The organism is Vibrio sp. M260112, from assembly GCF_036533775.1.
In the GTDB taxonomy this organism is placed as follows: Bacteria; Pseudomonadota; Gammaproteobacteria; order Enterobacterales; family Vibrionaceae; genus Vibrio.
In genome coordinates, this window is the sequence record NZ_JATABH010000016.1 from 1 (window position 1) to 17,672 (window position 17,672).

General features: G+C 46.0%; 15 protein-coding genes and 1 riboswitch. Of the genes, 7 read left to right on the forward strand and 8 right to left on the reverse strand.

Going from position 1 to position 17,672, the window contains the following annotated elements; translation table 11 throughout:
- Positions 1-195: 195 nt before the first annotated feature.
- Positions 196-783: an outer membrane protein gene (locus QTN95_RS09080; protein ID WP_331417252.1), complete on the reverse strand. Its 588-nt coding sequence runs from the start codon at positions 781-783 to the stop codon at positions 196-198.
- 132 nt (positions 784-915) lie between these two features.
- On the opposite strand from QTN95_RS09080, the gene cydH reads away from it, so the two are divergent.
- Together cydH and QTN95_RS09090 are read left to right on the forward strand one after the other, a co-directional pair.
- On the forward strand, positions 916-1,008 hold the full coding sequence (gene cydH, locus QTN95_RS09085; RefSeq protein ID WP_331417253.1) for a cytochrome bd-I oxidase subunit CydH: 93 nt from the start codon (positions 916-918) through the stop codon (positions 1,006-1,008).
- Between the two features lie 7 nt (positions 1,009-1,015).
- Entirely contained in the window at positions 1,016-2,164 is a 1,149-nt protein-coding gene (locus QTN95_RS09090; protein WP_138970804.1) for a patatin-like phospholipase family protein, read from the forward strand.
- Between the two features lie 43 nt (positions 2,165-2,207).
- Here QTN95_RS09090 and pyk read toward each other — a convergent pair whose 3' ends face one another.
- A complete protein-coding gene (pyk, locus tag QTN95_RS09095; RefSeq protein ID WP_331417254.1) occupies positions 2,208-3,650 on the reverse strand; it encodes a pyruvate kinase in 1,443 nt (480 codons plus the stop codon).
- A gap of 339 nt (positions 3,651-3,989) precedes the next feature.
- Here pyk and mlc point away from each other — a divergent pair, with 339 nt between their 5' ends.
- Both mlc and QTN95_RS09105 read left to right on the forward strand, forming a co-directional pair.
- Positions 3,990-5,207 carry a sugar metabolism global transcriptional regulator Mlc gene (gene mlc / locus QTN95_RS09100; RefSeq protein ID WP_331417255.1) on the forward strand — a complete coding sequence of 406 codons (1,218 nt, stop codon included), beginning with the start codon at positions 3,990-3,992 and terminating at the stop codon, positions 5,205-5,207.
- 129 nt (positions 5,208-5,336) lie between these two features.
- Positions 5,337-6,284, forward strand: coding sequence for a chemotaxis protein CheV (locus QTN95_RS09105; RefSeq protein WP_138970807.1), 948 nt, complete (start codon positions 5,337-5,339; stop codon positions 6,282-6,284).
- 79 nt (positions 6,285-6,363) lie between these two features.
- On the opposite strand, the gene QTN95_RS09110 is transcribed toward QTN95_RS09105, so the two are convergent.
- From QTN95_RS09110 to QTN95_RS09125, 4 genes are all read right to left on the reverse strand, one after another.
- On the reverse strand, positions 6,364-9,435 hold the full coding sequence (locus tag QTN95_RS09110; RefSeq protein WP_331417256.1) for an error-prone DNA polymerase: 3,072 nt from the start codon (positions 9,433-9,435) through the stop codon (positions 6,364-6,366).
- A gap of 11 nt (positions 9,436-9,446) precedes the next feature.
- A complete protein-coding gene (locus QTN95_RS09115) occupies positions 9,447-10,847 on the reverse strand; it encodes a Y-family DNA polymerase (protein WP_331417257.1) in 1,401 nt (466 codons plus the stop codon).
- Positions 10,848-10,849: 2 nt separating this feature from the next.
- Positions 10,850-11,527 (reverse strand): translesion DNA synthesis-associated protein ImuA, encoded by a 678-nt coding sequence (gene imuA, locus QTN95_RS09120; protein WP_331417258.1) that lies wholly within the window; start codon positions 11,525-11,527, stop codon positions 10,850-10,852.
- Between the two features lie 144 nt (positions 11,528-11,671).
- On the reverse strand, positions 11,672-12,415 hold the full coding sequence (locus QTN95_RS09125; protein ID WP_269376015.1) for a YciK family oxidoreductase: 744 nt from the start codon (positions 12,413-12,415) through the stop codon (positions 11,672-11,674).
- Positions 12,416-12,502: 87 nt separating this feature from the next.
- On the opposite strand from QTN95_RS09125, the gene sohB reads away from it, so the two are divergent.
- Positions 12,503-13,564 (forward strand): protease SohB, encoded by a 1,062-nt coding sequence (gene sohB, locus QTN95_RS09130; RefSeq protein WP_138970812.1) that lies wholly within the window; start codon positions 12,503-12,505, stop codon positions 13,562-13,564.
- A gap of 103 nt (positions 13,565-13,667) precedes the next feature.
- On the opposite strand, the gene QTN95_RS09135 is transcribed toward sohB, so the two are convergent.
- A complete protein-coding gene (locus QTN95_RS09135; protein ID WP_331417259.1) occupies positions 13,668-15,104 on the reverse strand; it encodes a DEAD/DEAH box helicase in 1,437 nt (478 codons plus the stop codon).
- Positions 15,105-15,207: 103 nt separating this feature from the next.
- Positions 15,208-15,771, reverse strand: a complete 564-nt coding sequence (gene rrtA / locus QTN95_RS09140) for a rhombosortase (RefSeq protein ID WP_331417260.1) — start codon at positions 15,769-15,771, stop codon at positions 15,208-15,210.
- 3 nt (positions 15,772-15,774) lie between these two features.
- Between rrtA and QTN95_RS09145 the strand changes: the two genes are divergently transcribed.
- The gene (locus QTN95_RS09145) at positions 15,775-16,383 is read left to right on the forward strand and encodes a tRNA-uridine aminocarboxypropyltransferase (RefSeq protein WP_331417261.1); all 609 of its coding nucleotides are present in this window, start codon (positions 15,775-15,777) and stop codon (positions 16,381-16,383) included.
- Positions 16,384-16,468: 85 nt separating this feature from the next.
- Positions 16,469-16,568, forward strand: a riboswitch (purine riboswitch).
- A gap of 78 nt (positions 16,569-16,646) precedes the next feature.
- Positions 16,647-17,654 carry an adenosine deaminase gene (locus QTN95_RS09150; protein WP_331417262.1) on the forward strand — a complete coding sequence of 336 codons (1,008 nt, stop codon included), beginning with the start codon at positions 16,647-16,649 and terminating at the stop codon, positions 17,652-17,654.
- The last annotated feature ends 18 nt before the right edge of the window (positions 17,655-17,672 follow it).

The window sequence follows — 17,672 nt, forward strand, 5'->3', positions numbered from 1 at the left end:
CGCATTACTCACTTGCAAGAGGAGGCGATACACCATGTCTTGCCCATTAAACGAGAAGAGCGGATATATCCGAGAGCAATAAAACCAAAGGCAAAGAAATACCCCAATAAAAAGAAAGCCAGTCAGCTTAACTGACTGGCATTAGGCATTAGCCTCCTTTTTACTTTCATGCTCTGAAGATGTATCGGTGTACGACTAAAAGCGCCAGCTAATCCCAAGATTTGCGGAGAATTGGTTCATCCAATCTGTTTGGAATTTAATCACGCAGGAGTCATTACTACTGTTGTTGAATTGGCATATTCCAGTGGTTTCGTTATCCACGACCGTTCCTAGCCAACGAATATGAGTGTTAAGCGCAAGTGAGTCCGACACTCGGTATTCAATTCCCGTAAAGATACTCGCTGAAAAACCTACTTCGTCTTTAACCCAATCCGCATTGATATACGATGCTCCAAGCCCGATACCCAAGTAAGCTGAGATTTTGTCCTCGACCGGATAGTAGATGCTGCTTTGCAGATGCAAGTAGTGGATGGATGAGTTGAGGTTGATGTTTTCCACTTCACTATTTTGCTGGCTGTAGAATAGCCCAATGCGACCGTTGTCAATATCACTTTCAATGGACAGGGCAAAGCTTGGTGAGCTGGTTAAGTCGAGTTTGTTCTGAGCTTGGTCTTCAACACTCCCTCCCGCGGTGTAGCCAATCCAAGGTGAAATGTGTATCTCAGCAAAGGCCACGGGACTGGTTACAAGTAACAGTATTGGCATGGTATGTTTGAGTATCATTTATTGCCTCTTTCCCGATCAGTAATGCGCTAATTGTGACGCTAACATCATAATGCCACACAAAAAATACGTATTAATTGAAGATGGCTCACATAGATGTTATTACTTTGTTACACAATAAAGGAGGTGTCTATGCAACACGATCTGAAGTTTGCCCTAATCATTACAGCGACAGTATTTGCTGTTCTTCTCGGATTTGCAGTTACTGCTGTTATGACGGCGTAGCCATTCGATGAAAAACTGCGGTGTTATCACCAACGCTGCTGTACAACTCGATACTGAAAGGCTCAAAAAGTACACTGGCGGTAACAATGCTTTGGTTGCTCAGGGAGGCGGCCAAAGGGGGATTTTTACCTCTGGTGTTCTTGATGCATTTCTCCTTTCCAATTTTGATCCCTTCCACTCCTTTTATGGCACATCGGCTGGTGCATTGAACTTGTGCGCTTTCCTATGCCGCCAAAGAGGTATTGGCCGCTCGTTTATTCTCGACCTGACGACTGACTCTGAGTTTTTTCACCTGTTTCGTTATATTCGTCGTAAGCAGTATCTTGGTTTAGATTGGGCTTTGGATAAGATTAGCGACTATCCGTACCGACTAGATATAGATTTAGGCCGAAGGGTACTCGCAAATCGGCATGCCTACGCCGCTGTAACCGATACTGAGCGTTTGTTTGACCACTACCTACCAATGTTGCAAGAAGATTGGAAAAAGGTGCTCATAGCCACGTGTGCGATTCCTCGTTTGTATCATCAACCAGTACAGTTTCCTCACGGCGAGTATGTCGATGGGGGTGTTTCTGCTTCGATACCCGTCCAGGAGGCGTGGCGCAGAGAGGCGCGTTGCATCGTTGTCATTCGGACTGAAGGTGATGATCTATTAGATAAGCCTCCTGTTGAGACTCAGCAATTGGAAAATATGTGGTTACGTGATTCGTTTAATCTCATTCATGGTCATTTTCAGGAAAGGCTTGGACGCTGGAAACACGATTGGCACCTGTTTTTCGCCGAGCAGGTTGAGCGTGCTAAGCGGGAAAAAATAGAGCATAAACATCTTGAATCACTAAATGGTGGACGTTGGCTATTTGGTGCGGATGATGTTTATCGACTTAGCCATTTGTTGGGGGACAAGTTTGATTCAGGCCTAGCGGATATGCTGATGGTGCACTATCAAACCTATTCGTTGACCCAAGAGTTTTTGCATTCGCCACCTGATGACTGTTTTGTTATCCAAATTAGGCCCGAACAAGCGCTGAAATCGAGTTCACTAATGAGTGAGAGAGAAGATCTTTTGCATGACTACCAGACGGGTTTAGACGCTGGATTTCGTTTTGTAGAAGCGTTTTCTCAGTGTACTGACAAACTTGCCGTCGTATGTAAATAAGGGAGCTGATACGCTCCCTTAACGGTTGCAGAGTGTTGACTTGTTATGCAGCTAAGATACGCATACAGTTGGTTGAACCAACTACGTCCATCACATCCCCCTGAGTAATAATCACTAGGTCACCATCGTCTAATAATCCACGTTGCTTCAAGGTGGCGACAGCGGCTTCGGCCGTGGCGAGCCCCGTCGCTGACTTATCATCAAAGAAGACAGGGAATACGCCGCGATAAAGCGCCGATAAATTAAGCGTACTTTCATTGCGTGAGAGAGCGAAGATTGGTAGCCCCGAGCTCAAGCGAGACATCATAAGCGCGGTACGACCGGATTCAGTCAGTGTCACAATGCCTTTGATTCCACGCATGTGGTTTGCTGCAAACATTGTTGACATTGCAATCGTCTCTTCACCTGTCTCAAATACGGACTCCATTCGGTAGCTAGAACGGTTTACAGCGGACATTTTCTCTGCCCCTAAACAGACTTCTGCCATCGAGCGAACGGTTTCTAGTGGGTATTTGCCCGCAGCGGTTTCACCTGACAACATAACGGCATCGGTGCCGTCTAAGACCGCATTGGCTACGTCCATTACTTCGGCACGAGTCGGCATTGGGTTTTCCATCATCGACTCCATCATCTGCGTCGCCGTGATAACGGTTCGGTTGAGTGCTCGAGCTCTGCGGATAAGTTGTTTTTGAACACCCACAAGCTCAGGGTCTCCAATTTCGACCCCTAAATCACCACGTGCAACCATCACCGCATCCGAAGCAATGATGATGTCGTCAATGTTAGCTTCACTCTCTACTGTTTCGGCACGTTCCACTTTGGCGACGAGACGAGTTTGTAGCCCTGCATCGGTCGCGAGTCTGCGGGCATACTTCATATCTTCCCCGTTGCGAGGAAATGAAACCGCAAGGTAGTCAACGTTAATTTCGGCTGCGAGCTTGATATCTTTCTTGTCCTTCTCTGTGAGCGCTTCAGCAGAGAGACCACCGCCTTTTTTGTTTATCCCTTTGTTGTTTGATAGCGGGCCACCAATAATAACTTTGGTACGGACTTCTGTACCGCTAACAGCAATGACCTGTAGCTGAACACGGCCATCGTCAAGCAGTAGAATGTCGCCTGTCGAGACATCGTTTGGTAGTTCTTTATAGTCAAGACCGACTGCATCCTTATTGCCTTCACCCGGAGGTAAGGCGCTGTCGAGAGTGAAAATATCGCCGATAGAGAGGGTGATTTTGCCTTCTTTAAATGTGGATACACGAATTTTTGGGCCTTGAAGGTCTCCCAGAATTGCGACATGAGTGCCCAGTTTTGCAGCGATGTTACGAACTCGTGTTGCTCGCTCACGATGATCGTCTGCGGTTCCGTGCGAGAAGTTCATCCGTACTACATTGACCCCAGCTTCGATAATTGCTTCCAGCATGCCGGGTTGATCGGTAGAAGGTCCTAGAGTAGAGACAATTTTTGTTCTTCTTTGGATTGCAGTCATTCGGATCTCCTTGGTTTGACTTTGCCGCGTACTCGTTAACGTGCGGCACCTGTGCTTTTTTCCGTACTTACGTCAGGTTAGCTATAAGTATATACCTGAGTAAAATCTGTACTAATAAATCACATTACAATTCGATGTCGGTCTGTGAAAAGGTGATTGAAGAGATATTTATTAACGCAAAAAAATGCGAATCGATTTGTGATAAATCCTTCGCTATTTGATTAGGAACACAAAGAATCATGTTTATACGTGACACTTGTCACGGCAATCTATCAAAGCTCTTCACAATTACTTCGCAAAGTAAAAAAATTGTCGAGTTGTTGATATTTGGAGCACTCTATGTACATGGCTCAACCCGGCCATATTGATCATATCAAGCAGGTCAATGCTGGCCGCGTATATAAACTTATTGATCAAAAAGGACCTATTTCGCGGATTGACCTCTCCAAACAGAGTGAGCTGGCGCCAGCTAGCATTACCAAAATCACCCGAGAGCTCATCGAAGTACATCTTATTCATGAAACCACGGTTCAAGAAGCGACCAGTCGTGGGCGTCCTGCTGTTGGTTTGCAAGTCAACAATGAAGGTTGGCAGTTCCTATCTATGCGTCTTGGACGTGGCTACTTAACAATCGCTTTGCATGAGCTGGGTGGGGGCGTTCTAATCGACACCAAAATCGATATCCATGAAGTGGACCAAGATGATGTTCTCGCTCGCTTACTTCATGAAATTGATGAGTTTTTTCAAACCTACTCAGAGCAGTTAGATCGCGTAACCAGTATCGCGATTACTTTGCCAGGTCTCGTTAACTCTGAGCAGGGGATAGTGTTGCAGATGCCGCACTACAATGTTGAGAATCTGCCGTTAGGGCCAGAAATATACAAGGCGACGGGGTTGCCAGTATTTATTGCCAACGATACGCGCGCATGGGCTTTAGCTGAAAAGCTGTTCGGTCATTCGCAAGATAATGAGAATTCGGTTCTGATCTCTATTCACCACGGCTTAGGTGCGGGGATTGTGCTGGATGGACGCGTATTGCAAGGGCGTCATGGCAATATTGGTGAACTCGGTCATATCCAAATCGATCCCAATGGCAAGTTATGTCATTGTGGAAACCGTGGGTGTCTAGAAACGGTTGCCAGTTCTCAGGCAATTAGGGGGGAGGTGACACAGCGTATCGCTCAGGGCGAAGCTTCTTCCCTGTCGGAAATAGAAGAGATCACCGTAGAAGATATCTGTGAAGCGGCTGAAAATGGCGACCCGCTCGCTGTTGATGTGATTGAAAAACTTGGTCGTTACCTTGGCTCTGCGATTGCAATTGTGATTAACCTCTTCAACCCAGAAAAGGTGTTGATTGGTGGGGTGATTAACCAAGCGAAAGAAGTACTTTACCCTGCGATTCAAACTTGTATTGAAGAGCAAAGCTTACCCGTGTATCACCAAGACTTAGAGCTCGTCGAGTCACGTTTCTATAAGCAGGCGACGATGCCAGGAGCGGCATTAATCAAGCAAGCTCTTTATGATGGTCTATTGTTGATGAAGGTTATCGAAGGATAGTAGTTTCTGAGCTGTAGTTCCTTTATCTTTCTAGTAAACCCATATAATCTTGAATGATATATGGGTTTATTTTTATGTTAGTCTTGCTATAGACTACTTTTGTTATATACACATCGGTCGAGAAGTAATATGTCTGGAGTTTTAAATACCGTTGATCAGCGAACTAATCTAGTGGGTGAAAACCGCCTAGAGCTTCTGTTGTTTAGCTTGAATAGCAGGCAGGTTTTCGCCATCAACGTATTCAAAGTACGTGAAGTGATCAAGGTTCCACCGTTGACCAAAATGCCCGGTTCGCATCACCATATCACCGGCGTTGCTTCTCTTCGTGGTGTCTCCGTTCCTGTTATTGATTTGCGTGCCGCAATTGGTTTTCCTCCATCTCGTCTAGAGAATCAAGAAGAAAATCTGATCATCACGGAATATAACCGAACCATACAAGGGTTTCTGGTTGGTCAGGTGCGCAATATCGTTAATACCGCATGGACGGAAATTCAGCCTCCGCCAAAAACCGCAGGTCGAGCAAACTACTTAACGGCGATCACGCATGTTAAAGGTGGTGACAATCTAGATATCGTTGAAATCATCGATGTCGAGAAGGTGCTGGCTGAGATTATTGACTATGACATTTCTATCTCGGAAGGGGTTCTTGATCACGATTTGGTGACCGAGATGGTTGGTCGTAACGTTCTGATTGTTGATGATTCTTCGACAGCACGTACTCAAGTGCGTGGTACTTTGTCACAGCTTGGCCTGAATATTATTGAATGTCGCGATGGCTTAGAAGCGCTCAATTTACTTAAGTCGTGGTGCGACGAAGGTAAGAACGTCGTTGAAGACCTGTTGTTGATGATCACCGATGCCGAAATGCCAGAAATGGATGGCTACAAGCTGACTCATGAAGTTCGTAGTGATCCCCGAATGAAAGATCTTTTTGTCACACTCAATACTTCTCTCAGTGGCAGTTTTAATGATGCCATGGTGAAAAAGGTAGGCTGTGACCGTTTTATTTCTAAGTTCCAGCCGGACTTATTGGTTCAAGTGGCGCAAGATCGTCTGCGCGATGTATTGAATAAATAGAGATTATCGATATCTGTATTGATTAAAGGGAGCATTGCTCCCTTTTTGCTTAATTTATAATGGGCTTACATCGTTGAATTTAGTGAAAGTCCCGCGATTTACTGCGTAAATCTTGCAGCTTATCGGTCATATCGATCAAACGGCCGGCAATAACATGATGAACATCCCCTTCTTTCTCTAGAATCCCTTTCACTTGCAAGATCTTTGCGGTCAAATAGGCGGCTTTTTGGGCCCGTGAGGTTGCTTTCCAAACCACGACATTGATGTTGCCTGTATCATCTTCGAGCGTGAAAAACGTCACTCCTGCGGCGGTTCCAGGTGACTGTTTCCCCGTTACGACACCTGTCACCGTGACTAAAGACTGATGTGTTTTCTGTGCCAAATCACGCATACGAGTAAAGCGACCGAGAACACCGCTTTCATCCAATAGAGTGATAGGATGCTTGGCAAGAGATAGCCCAGTCGCGGCATAATCTTCAAGGATAGTTTGACTTTCGGAAGGTACATTCACAGTGGGGAGTTCAGCTTCTTGCATATGCTGAAATAGAGGGAGATCAGAGAGTGTGTCCATCATTGCCCAGCGGGTCTGATAGCGATTATTACTTAGACTATGCATGGCGTTGGCGGACGCTAGCAGCTCAAGATCACGTTGGTTGAGACCAATATGTTTAAGTTGATTGATATGAGTAAATCTCGTTTCGGCTCTGGCATGGAGCAATTGTTTAGCACTCTGAGTGCTGAAGCCTTTGATTTGTCTGAGTCCAAGCCGAATCGCCCACTTCCCCTGTTCACCAACGACGTGGTGATCGTATTGTGAGGCATTCACACAGACTGGCAAAATATGAACACCATGGCGACGAGCGTCTTGTACGAGTTGTGAGGCACTATAAAAACCCATCGGCAGGCTATTGAGAAGCGATGTATAAAAAGCCTCAGGGTAGTAATGCTTGAGCCATGCCGAGCAATAAGCAAGTACTGCAAAAGAGGCTGAGTGACTTTCTGGAAAGCCGTATTCACCAAATCCAAGTATCTGAGCGAAGATGCGTTCAGCAAACTCAATCTCATAGCCTCTGGCGAGCATGCCTTCTATCAGCTTGGTTTTGAATTTGACTAAGTCACCACTCTTTTTCCACGCGGCCATAGCACGGCGAAGTTGATCCGCTTCACCCCCACTGAAGCCCGCAGCCACCATGGCAATTTTAATCACTTGTTCCTGAAAAATAGGCACACCGAGAGTCCTCTCGAGTACGCTGCGCACCTCTTGTGATGGGTACTCGACACTTTCTTCGCCATTTCTGCGTTTTAGGTAGGGATGAACCATGTCACCTTGAATTGGGCCAGGGCGAACAATGGCAATCTGGATGACGAGATCGTAATAGCAGGCGGGTTTTAAGCGTGGTAGCATGCTCATTTGTGCCCGAGATTCGATTTGAAACACACCGACAGTATCGGCTTTCTGAATCATGCGGTAGACCTGGCTATCATCCTGACGCCGGGTGATTTCCGCGATGGTGAGTGTACGGCGGTGGAGACGTTCAATGAGGTCAAAGCATTTACGAATCGCAGTCAGCATTCCCAAGGCTAATACGTCTACTTTCAACAGTTTCAGTGACTCTAGATCATCCTTATCCCATTGAATAACGGTTCTGTCTACCATCGATGCGTTTTCTACTGGGACGAGCTCATATAGCGGCCCTGCGGCAATAATAAAACCGCCCACATGTTGCGAGAGATGACGTGGAAAACCAAGAATATCATTCACCAACGAGATGAACTGTTCTCCCTTTAGCGAGTCTGGTTGAAGACCAAGCTCCACTATTTGAGCTTGCCATCCCTGAGCTCGGTCGCGGCGATTGATATTTTTGATAAAGTAATCCAACTGACTCTCTTCGATTCCCAACGCTTTACCTACATCACGCACGGCGCTTTTGAAACGGTACGAAATGACCGTGGCGGCGAGTGCGGCACGTTCGCGACCATATTTTTGATAAATATACTGGATGACTTTTTCGCGTCGTTCATGCTCAAAATCGACATCAATATCCGGCGGCTCATCGCGTTCACGGCTGATGAACCGTTCGAACAGGACGGAGATTTTTCTGGGATCCACAGAGGTAATCTCTAAGCAGTAACAGACGACTGAGTTGGCGGCTGACCCCCGACCCTGATAGAGGATATGGTTGTTTTTGGCGAACATGACGATGTCATGAATGGTCAAAAAATAGAATGGATAATTAAGCTCGTCGATCAGTGCGAGCTCTTTATTAATCGTCGTTTCGATATCACTTGGAACACCATCTGGAAAGCGCAGCTTTTTACCATGTTCAACTAACTTGGTTAGGTAACTCATCGGCGTGTGTCCATCAGGGACCAGCTCGCTTGGATATTCGTATTGAAGCTCTCCTAAACTGAAGGTACAGCGGTTGGCAACCGCTATACTTTCTTGCAACCATTCAGCTTTAAACAACTTAGTGAGCTTTTCCTGACTGCGTAGCGTTCGTTCGGTGTTTGTTAATCGCTGCTCACCTAATTCACTCACGCTACAACCGTGCTTTATTGCAGTCAGAGTGTGTTGCAGTGGTAAACGAGTCGCGGTATGCATTAATACGCCGCCACAAGCGGTAATGGGTAATTGATGGTGAGTGGCGAGTTGCTGACAGTGTTCTAGGTATTGTTTGTCATCGGATTTAAGATGACGCTGTACGCCAACCCAAAGTCGATGTCGGTGATGCTGAGTGAGCCAATGTCCCCACTTATTGTCAGTGGTTCTATGACAAGGAAGCCAGATGAGTAAGCAACGCTTAGCCGACATCAAATCCCATTCTGACAGCTGATAGCTGCCTTTTTCAGAACGTCTCCTAGCATTGGTGATAATTCGACAAAGCTCAGCATAGGCCTCTCTGTTGGGGCATAACAGAACGACCTGACAGTCGTCATTGAGCCAGAACATGCTGCCTATAATCAGCTTAATATTAAGATTATGCTGTTGGCTGGCGCTATAAGCTCGGACGACTCCCGCAACAGAGCACTCGTCAGTGATAGCCAGCGAGTGATAGCGAAGAAAGTCCGCTTGTAAGATCAACTCTTCAGCATGCGAAGCGCCGCTAAGAAAAGAGAAGTTACTTTGACAAAACAGTTCAGCGTAAGCCATATCAACACTCGTCAGCTAAACATCCCGTGGACGAACCACTGGTGATCCTGATTACGAAATACCCATAGCCAACGTCCTGCGTGAGTGCGAGCAACGAAGTAATCACGGGTCATATCATCGCCATCCCACCAGCCAGCAACGAGACGTTCAGGACCTTGAATAATGGCAATTTTTTCCATTAACGGCTCGGGTTTATATAACAATAAACTCGGACGTAAGCGATAACTGATATGACGTATAGGGATTGGTAGAGTTGGGTCACAGAGAAAGGTCGCCTTTTCAGGACGAGGATCATGGCTGTGAGCGACTTTACGCACGTGTTCATTACCTAGCTTCGCTTGCAGAAGACCAATCAGTTCCAGTTCGGTCTGTTCGCCTTGCACGCCGTTAAAGAGATCGGCGCTGGTGGATTCAAGCTCTCCGGCGCGAATGAGACGCAAGGTTAATCCTTGAACCGGAGCCTCCAGTTTGATTGACTCCATTGTTAGGCGACAAAGAGTCAGCCATCGTGTGGTGAGATAATCCCCACTAGCGGAATAAAAGCTGACTGTGCACTCTTCTTTATCGCGTTGATGTAATCGCAGTGCCAGCTCGTAGCCCACTTGATTGCGTAGCGTCAGGAAGCATTCGAGTTTATCGAGTAGTTTGGTTAAAGGTTTTTCTAGCCATTGGACATTTTCGATGTCGAACAGAAGTTCTTGATAGCATTCAAAATGTTCAGGGGGGTGATAAAACGTGACAGGGTGTTTGAATTGCCCCATCAGACGTCCTACGTAGTTGACGAGATCAATATCAAAACGACGAGCGACCTCTTGCATCGGTAAGGCGAGAAGCTGCTCAAGGGTCGCCACTCCAACTCGTTGCAGTTTTTCAACTTGCTTGTGCTCTAATTCAGTAGCAAAGAGCGGAAAAGGGGCCATCGCCGAGATAATTTTCTCTTTATCGAGCGTCAGTAGTGCGACACCTGATTTGGCTAACAGCATGGCCGAGAATGGCGAGAATCCGATCGAGTACAGATAGTTAAGCTGTAACTTTTCAAGATGGTGAGAGACCCGTTGCCAATAGGCGTTCAACCCTCCGTAGAGTGACAGCATATCCGTGACTTTCAATAACACGCCTTGCGGAGGAAATAAGCAAATATCAGATGTGACCATATAAAGCCATTGGGCAATATTGAGCAACGTTTGCTGTTCGATTTTCGGATCGTAGGGGTGAACTTGTAGCTTCTGGCACAAAGCACTGGCACTGCCCAACCCCATACCTAGCTGAATACCTTCGTCGAGAGCCGCTTGGTTACATTGCACCACTTTAAAATGGCTTGATTCAACAATCGCCAGTGGTGATGCGCTGTTTTCTGCAAATAATGCATCCAGCTGCAAGGTTGGGAAATGAAGGTAGATCCAACTTTGCATAGTTAGCCTTGTTGACGGATCGGGAATGGGATAACGACGGGTGCTTTAGGTTGCAGGGTTAAACTTGGCCAACTTGCACTCATATCGATGACGAAACTGCCCTGTGGCCAGCCTCCTTTGCGTTTAGTGATGGTCACTTCAATACCAAGCGGGTGGGGCAGCAATGTCATACTTAAGCTGACAGGTAGAGAAAAGAGACTTTTTGCTACGCTTTTAAAGACGAAGTGCAGGCAGTTGCCACGTTCACTTGCGACTTGCAGTCGTCTGGCTTGGTGAACTTCAAGCTCAGGATGCCAAAGCAACACATTGCTACACGCGCCACTGCGCAGGCACTGTTCAGCCGCCCACAATGCTTGGTGCGGGTTGCGAGGGGAGATCATCAGGACTTTATTCGTGTCTAAGCCCAAATGATGAAGCTGCTCAGCACATAAGTAACCCGGTGCTTGAATGAAGACAGATAATCGATCTTGGCTGGTGTTTTTCAGGTGTGGCAGCACTAGGCGTAATTCACCAATGCTGGTCTCACTTTGTAACTCGACGACGCCATATTTTGGAAAGCCACCTTCGAGCTTTTGATCCAAGAGTTCATAGCCTGTTGAGTAGTAATCGTGGTGTTCAGGTGTTTGGATTCCTGACCAAAGCCACTGTTTTTTCTTCAGATGCTCGATTAATTCATACATAATAATTTACCTGTATATATGTACAGTATAATTTATTGAGTATGAACGGCAAGAGGAGAGAGATTTAAATGGATAAAAAAACGCCTTGTGCGATTAGAAACAGACCACAAGGCGTTGATTGCAATGTAAAATAGTTTTTTACGTTTATCGTTTTGGTTGTGCGTCGATACACTCACCGTTTACTGACTTGCTCTCTGCTGACATCAGGTACAGATAGAGCGGCATAATATCGAGAGGTGTTTTTAGCAAATCTGCATCTTCAGCAGGATAAGCTTTAGCACGCATGCCTGTTCGAGTCGCACCTGGATTGATGGCGTTGACACGAATGTTGCTTTCGCTCAATTCGTCAGCAAGGATCTGCATCATCCCCTCAGTCGCAAACTTGGACATCGCATAAGTTCCCCAGAACGCGCGACCACTATGACCAACCGTTGATGAGGTAAAAATGATGCGAGCATCTGGCGATTTATGCAGTAGAGGCAGCACAGCTTGAGTCATCAGAAACTGTGCTTTAACGTTAACCTGCATGATATCGTCGTAAGTGTCTTCACCGATCTGATCAAATGGGCTAATGACGCCGAGTAAGCTGGCATTGTGCAAAACACCGTCTAAACGACCAAACTGACCCTCAATGGTATCAACCATATCGAGGTAGTTTTGTTTAGTCGCGCCTTTCATATCAAGCGGGATAATCGCTGGTTGAGGATAACCAGCCGCTTCGATTTCGTCGTAAGTCTGCTCCAGCTTTTTCACTGTACGACCAAGTAAAATCACGGTAGCGCCGTGCTCTGCATAAGAGAGCGCCGCTTGCTTACCGATGCCGGCACCTGCGCCAGTCACCAGAATGACTTTACCTTTCAGGGCATCTGAAGAAACAGCATATTCCACGATGTGTATCCTTTTGTAATGTTCTGCTTTATGAATCCATAACTTGGTGGTTACAATACACTAATTCGCACATTTGGGGATCTCACATTGGAATTTTTGTTGGACTATGGCCTGTTTTTGGCCAAGATTGTGACTGTTGTAGTCGCGGTGATTGCGATATTGGTTATTGCTAAAGCAGTGAGCGGAAAAAGTGGTGCTGCCAAGGGTGAACTCGAAATCACCAACTTAACAGAGCAGCATAAAAATACCGTTGAACAGCTAGAACATTACTTACATGACGACGCTTTCATCAAGGCTCGCGATAAGGCTGAGAAGAAGCAAGAGAAAGAACAGAATAAAGCACGCGAAAAAGAGATTAAGAAGGCATCAAAAGAGGGTGAACTGGATAGCAAACGTGAACCTCATCTGTTTGTCCTTGATTTTAAAGGTAGTATTGATGCTAAAGAAGTGGCTTCGCTGCGTGAGGAAGTGACGGCGATTTTAGCTGTAGCCCGTGAAGGTGATGAAGTGTTACTACGATTAGAGTCTGGTGGTGGCATGGTACATGGCTACGGCCTTGCTTCGTCTCAACTGGATCGTATCAAGGCAGCAAAACTTCCTTTGACGATTGCTGTTGATAAAGTCGCGGCAAGCGGGGGCTATATGATGGCCTGCATCGCCGATAAGATTGTTTCAGCACCATTTGCCATCGTCGGTTCTATTGGCGTGATTGCCCAGTTACCAAACTTCAATAAAGTGCTGAAAAAGTACGATATTGAATATGAGCAACTGACGGCCGGCGAATACAAGCGCACGCTGACTATGTTTGGAGAAAACACAGATAAAGCACGCGAGAAATTCAAGCAAGAGCTAGAAGAGACGCATGATCTTTTTAAAGATTTTATCCGTGAACGTCGTCCTGCATTAGAGTTAGATAAAGTCGCGACGGGCGAGCATTGGTTTGGTACCCAAGCCTATAAACTTGGTTTGGTTGATGAGATTAAAACGTCAGATGACATTGTCGTTGAAGCGTGCAAGGACAAAACCGTACTAGCCATTCATTATGTAGAGAAGAAGAAGCTGACCTCAAAGCTTGCAGGTCTTGCCGGAGAGGCGGCTGACAACGTTCTGATGAAGTTGATTGACCGTGGCCAGCGCCCAATCATCTAAATGACTAATCATGCAGAATCAAAGCGCCTATCTCAAATGGCGCTTTTTTTTAACTCACTTCAGTGGTCTAAACGGAGTCGTTTAGCCTTAAACGATGAGCCTGCTATTGGCTTGATGCAGAACTGCGAGGTGCTTTTGCGCGGTTAGGGCGTCGGTTAGACGGTTTACCGTTTGATGGCTTACTGCTGCCAGAACGGCCTTTCGCTTTTCCTTCGCCATGCTTAACGTTAGTAGGTTTGCTTTCTCCACTTGGCTTACTATGACCGAAATGGCGTTTATTTTTGCTTGCTGGCTTATTGCCACGGGCATTATCTCCCGAGCGTTGACCATCTTGGTGGCCAGTCTTAGGCTTCTTAGGTTTTTTCGCCTTGATAGGGCGTGTATCTAGTTTTGATTCTGGCAACTCGTTAACCGGTTTAAAGCCTTCCAGCTCAAAACGCGGCAGTACTTGTTGAATCAAACGTTCAATACCAAATAAATCACCCGCCTCATCCGCTTCTACTAAAGAGATCGCTTTGCCTACTTCACCGGCACGACCTGTACGACCGATACGATGAACGTAGTCTTCGGAGACATTTGGCAGCTCAAAGTTAACAACTTGTGGCAGCTGTGGAATATCGATACCACGTGCGGCGATATCTGTCGCAACTAAAACTCGGATATCACCGGATTTAAAGTCAGCCAGTGCTCGAGTACGTGCGCCTTGGCTTTTGTTGCCGTGAATAGCGGCTGCTGTAATGTTCTCATTATTGAGGAACAGCGCTAAACGGTTCGCACCATGCTTGGTACGGCAGAACACCAGCACCTGTTTCCAGTCGCCATCTTTAATCAGTTTGACTAGCATCGGTGCTTTTTTGCGCTTGTCTGCTGGGTAGATGCTTTGCTCAATGGTCACTGCTGTCGAGTTTTCAGGGTTAACCGAAATCTCGACTGGATTGTTTACCAATCCCTTTGCTAGTTCACGGATCTCTGGCGAAAAGGTGGCCGAAAACAGTAAGTTCTGACGTTTTGCTGGTAATAAATTTAGGATCTTACGAATATCGCGGATAAAACCCATGTCAAGCATGCGGTCGGCTTCATCAAGAACTAAAACTTCAAGCTGCTCAAACTTAATCGCGTTTTGCTGGTAAAGGTCGAGTAGACGTCCTGGCGTAGCCACAACAATGTCGCTACCTTTACGAAGCTTCATCATTTGAGGGTTAATTTTCACACCGCCAAACACAACGGTGGAAGTCAGTTTCTGATAACGACTGTACTTGAATACATTCTCTTGAACTTGTGCAGCCAGCTCACGAGTCGGCGTCAAGATTAACGCACGGACATGATTGCCCCTTACTCGTGTACCATTGTCTAGGCGTTCAAGGATAGGAAGAGTGAAACCGGCTGTTTTACCTGTACCTGTCTGCGCTGCTGCCATAACATCCTGACCGTTAAGTACGGCAGGGATAGCTTGCTCCTGAATTGGAGATGGTTTGTTGTAACCCTGTTCCTCAATTGCTTTGAGAATCGGGGCAGAAAGGCCTAAGGAGGTAAAACCCATAGTGTGTACTCTGTATAATAAATGCGTAATATTCACGCACATTGGTTATGCGTGAAAAAGGGCGCCATTCTGAGCCCTTTGACGATGAACATCAACCAAATTATTACGCAGTGGTCAGAGGTTGGGATTTTCTCTTGATGAAATAGACCATCAGAGCGAATACCAAGCCAGACAGCGCACCGAATAAGTGAGCTTCAACGGCAACCGGTGCGTTGATAAGATCGCTGGTTGACTGGGCGGCTCCCATGGTGAGTTCCCACGTCACTTTAAGCATCACACCAGCCACCAATAGCCAACTGCTTTTACGTTCTTGTAGGGCTTCTAAGGTGGCGAAATAGGCGAAGATGCCATGTAATGTGCCTGATAGTCCGACATAGCCATTCATAGTGGTAAACAAATTGAGAATACCAATACAAAGGCTAGTTGCAATCAATATGAGCGCTAAACTCTTGGCCGTTGGCTTAAAAACGAAACAAATCACCCATAGACCCGCCAGATTCATCGTGAGGTGAGCAAAGTTGGTATGAGTGAAATTTCCTGTTAGGATTCGCCACCATTGGCCTTGGTTAATCCAGTAGCGATGCCAATTTACTTGCGACGCTAAGGGATCGAATTGCAGACCCAAGCACACTAAACTTATAGCGATTAACAGAAGAAATAAGCGCACACTATGTCCCGATATTGTTCTCAATGTGGAAAGTCACTCAAAGCTTGTATATGTAAGTGGATACAAAGCTTAACATCAAATGTTGAGCTGGTTATTCTACAGCATCACAGCGAGAGGACCAGACCTATGGGCACTGCACGTATATTAAAATTGTCGCTGGCCAACAGTTACTGCTTTGAAGGCGAAGATTTCTCGCAGCACATTGAACTCAATGCTTTGCTGAATGAAGCTCAGTGTCATCACTTTGTACTCTATCCAGGAGAAGGGGCGTTAGCGCATACTGAAGTCGCTGAGAAGCTGACTGAAGGTACCAAGATACGCATTATCTTACTCGATGGTACATGGAAAAAAGCCTATAAAATTTGGCAGTTATCGACCAATCTGCATTCTCTTCCTTTGATACGTTTACCTGATGACCTACAAGGCAACTACCGTATCCGCAAAGCGCCAAGTGACAACAGTTTGTCGACTGTTGAGGCTGGCTATCATATTTTGTCGCTCCTTGAGCCAGAAAACGAGTTTAGGCCACTGATTGAGGCTTTTAACCACATGATAGAGTTTCAGATAAAGCAGATGCCACCGGGGGTGTTTGAGAAAAACTATCTGAGTTAATTAAAATGCCTAGAAAATCACAATGAACTAGCTAAACTATATTTTTAAGCGGCTTAGAAGATCGGTTACCAGATTGATAAGTCGTACCGTGGTCTTCACGGTGCTTCGTATAATCCCGCTGATAGGGTGCGGGAGTCTCTACCTGGAGCCGTAAATTCCAGATTACGAAGAGTTAAGTGCATAGCGCTTTTCTCTTTGTATGTCTGACACTTTTCTAGAGAAAGGCGCTTGTTATACCAACCAAATTGAGTGAGGAGACAAGCGTGCATCAATCCAATTTTATCCAACAACTACCAAAAGTAGAGCTGCACTTACATATCGAAGGGACACTCGAGCCCGAAATGATGTTCGAGTTAGCACAGCGGAATCATATTACCTTGCCTTATAGCACGCCTGAAGAAGTTCAGGCTGCGTATGAGTTTACTAATCTGCAGTCTTTTCTTGATATCTATTATCAGGGGGCCAACGTATTAATTACGGAGCAGGATTTTTACGACTTAACCTACGCTTATGTGACACGTTGTCACCAAGATAATGTCATTCATACCGAGATTTTCTTCGACCCGCAAACTCATACCGAGCGTGGTGTGGCGTTTGAAACCGTGCTCAATGGTATCCATCGTGCATTGCAGGATGGGCGAGAAGAATTTGGTATCAGCAGCCGAATTATCATGTGTTTCTTGCGTCATCTTGATGAAGCGAGCGCGTTTGCAACATTGGAACAGGCGTTACCCCACAAAGACAAAATCATCGCAATAGGATTGGATTCGTCAGAACTGGGACATCCACCAGAAAAATTTTCTCGTGTGTTTGCCAAAGCGAGGCAAGCTGGCTTTCTGACGGTCGCACACGCTGGAGAAGAAGGCCCTTCCAGTAATATTAATGACAGTTTAGAACTACTAAAAGTGAGCCGAGTCGACCACGGTGTACGCTGTGTCGATGACGAGAAGTTGGTTGAACATTTGGCTAAAACGCGCATGCCGTTGACGGTTTGCCCATTATCGAATACCAAATTAAAAGTGTTTGAGCAGATGCAAGATCACAACATTGTTGAACTATTAAGAAAAGGTTTGTGCGTCACCATCAATTCAGACGATCCTGCCTATTTTGGTGGCTACATGACGGATAACTTTCTTGCTGTCGATAAAAGTCATGGTTTAACTTGGGAAGAGCTGGCGCAGTTTACCTTAAATGCGATTGAAGCCAGCTTCATTAGTGCGGAAGAAAAACAGGAACTGACTGCAAAGTTGGATGCCTTTATGGCTGACTAAATAGAATCAGGAGCCATT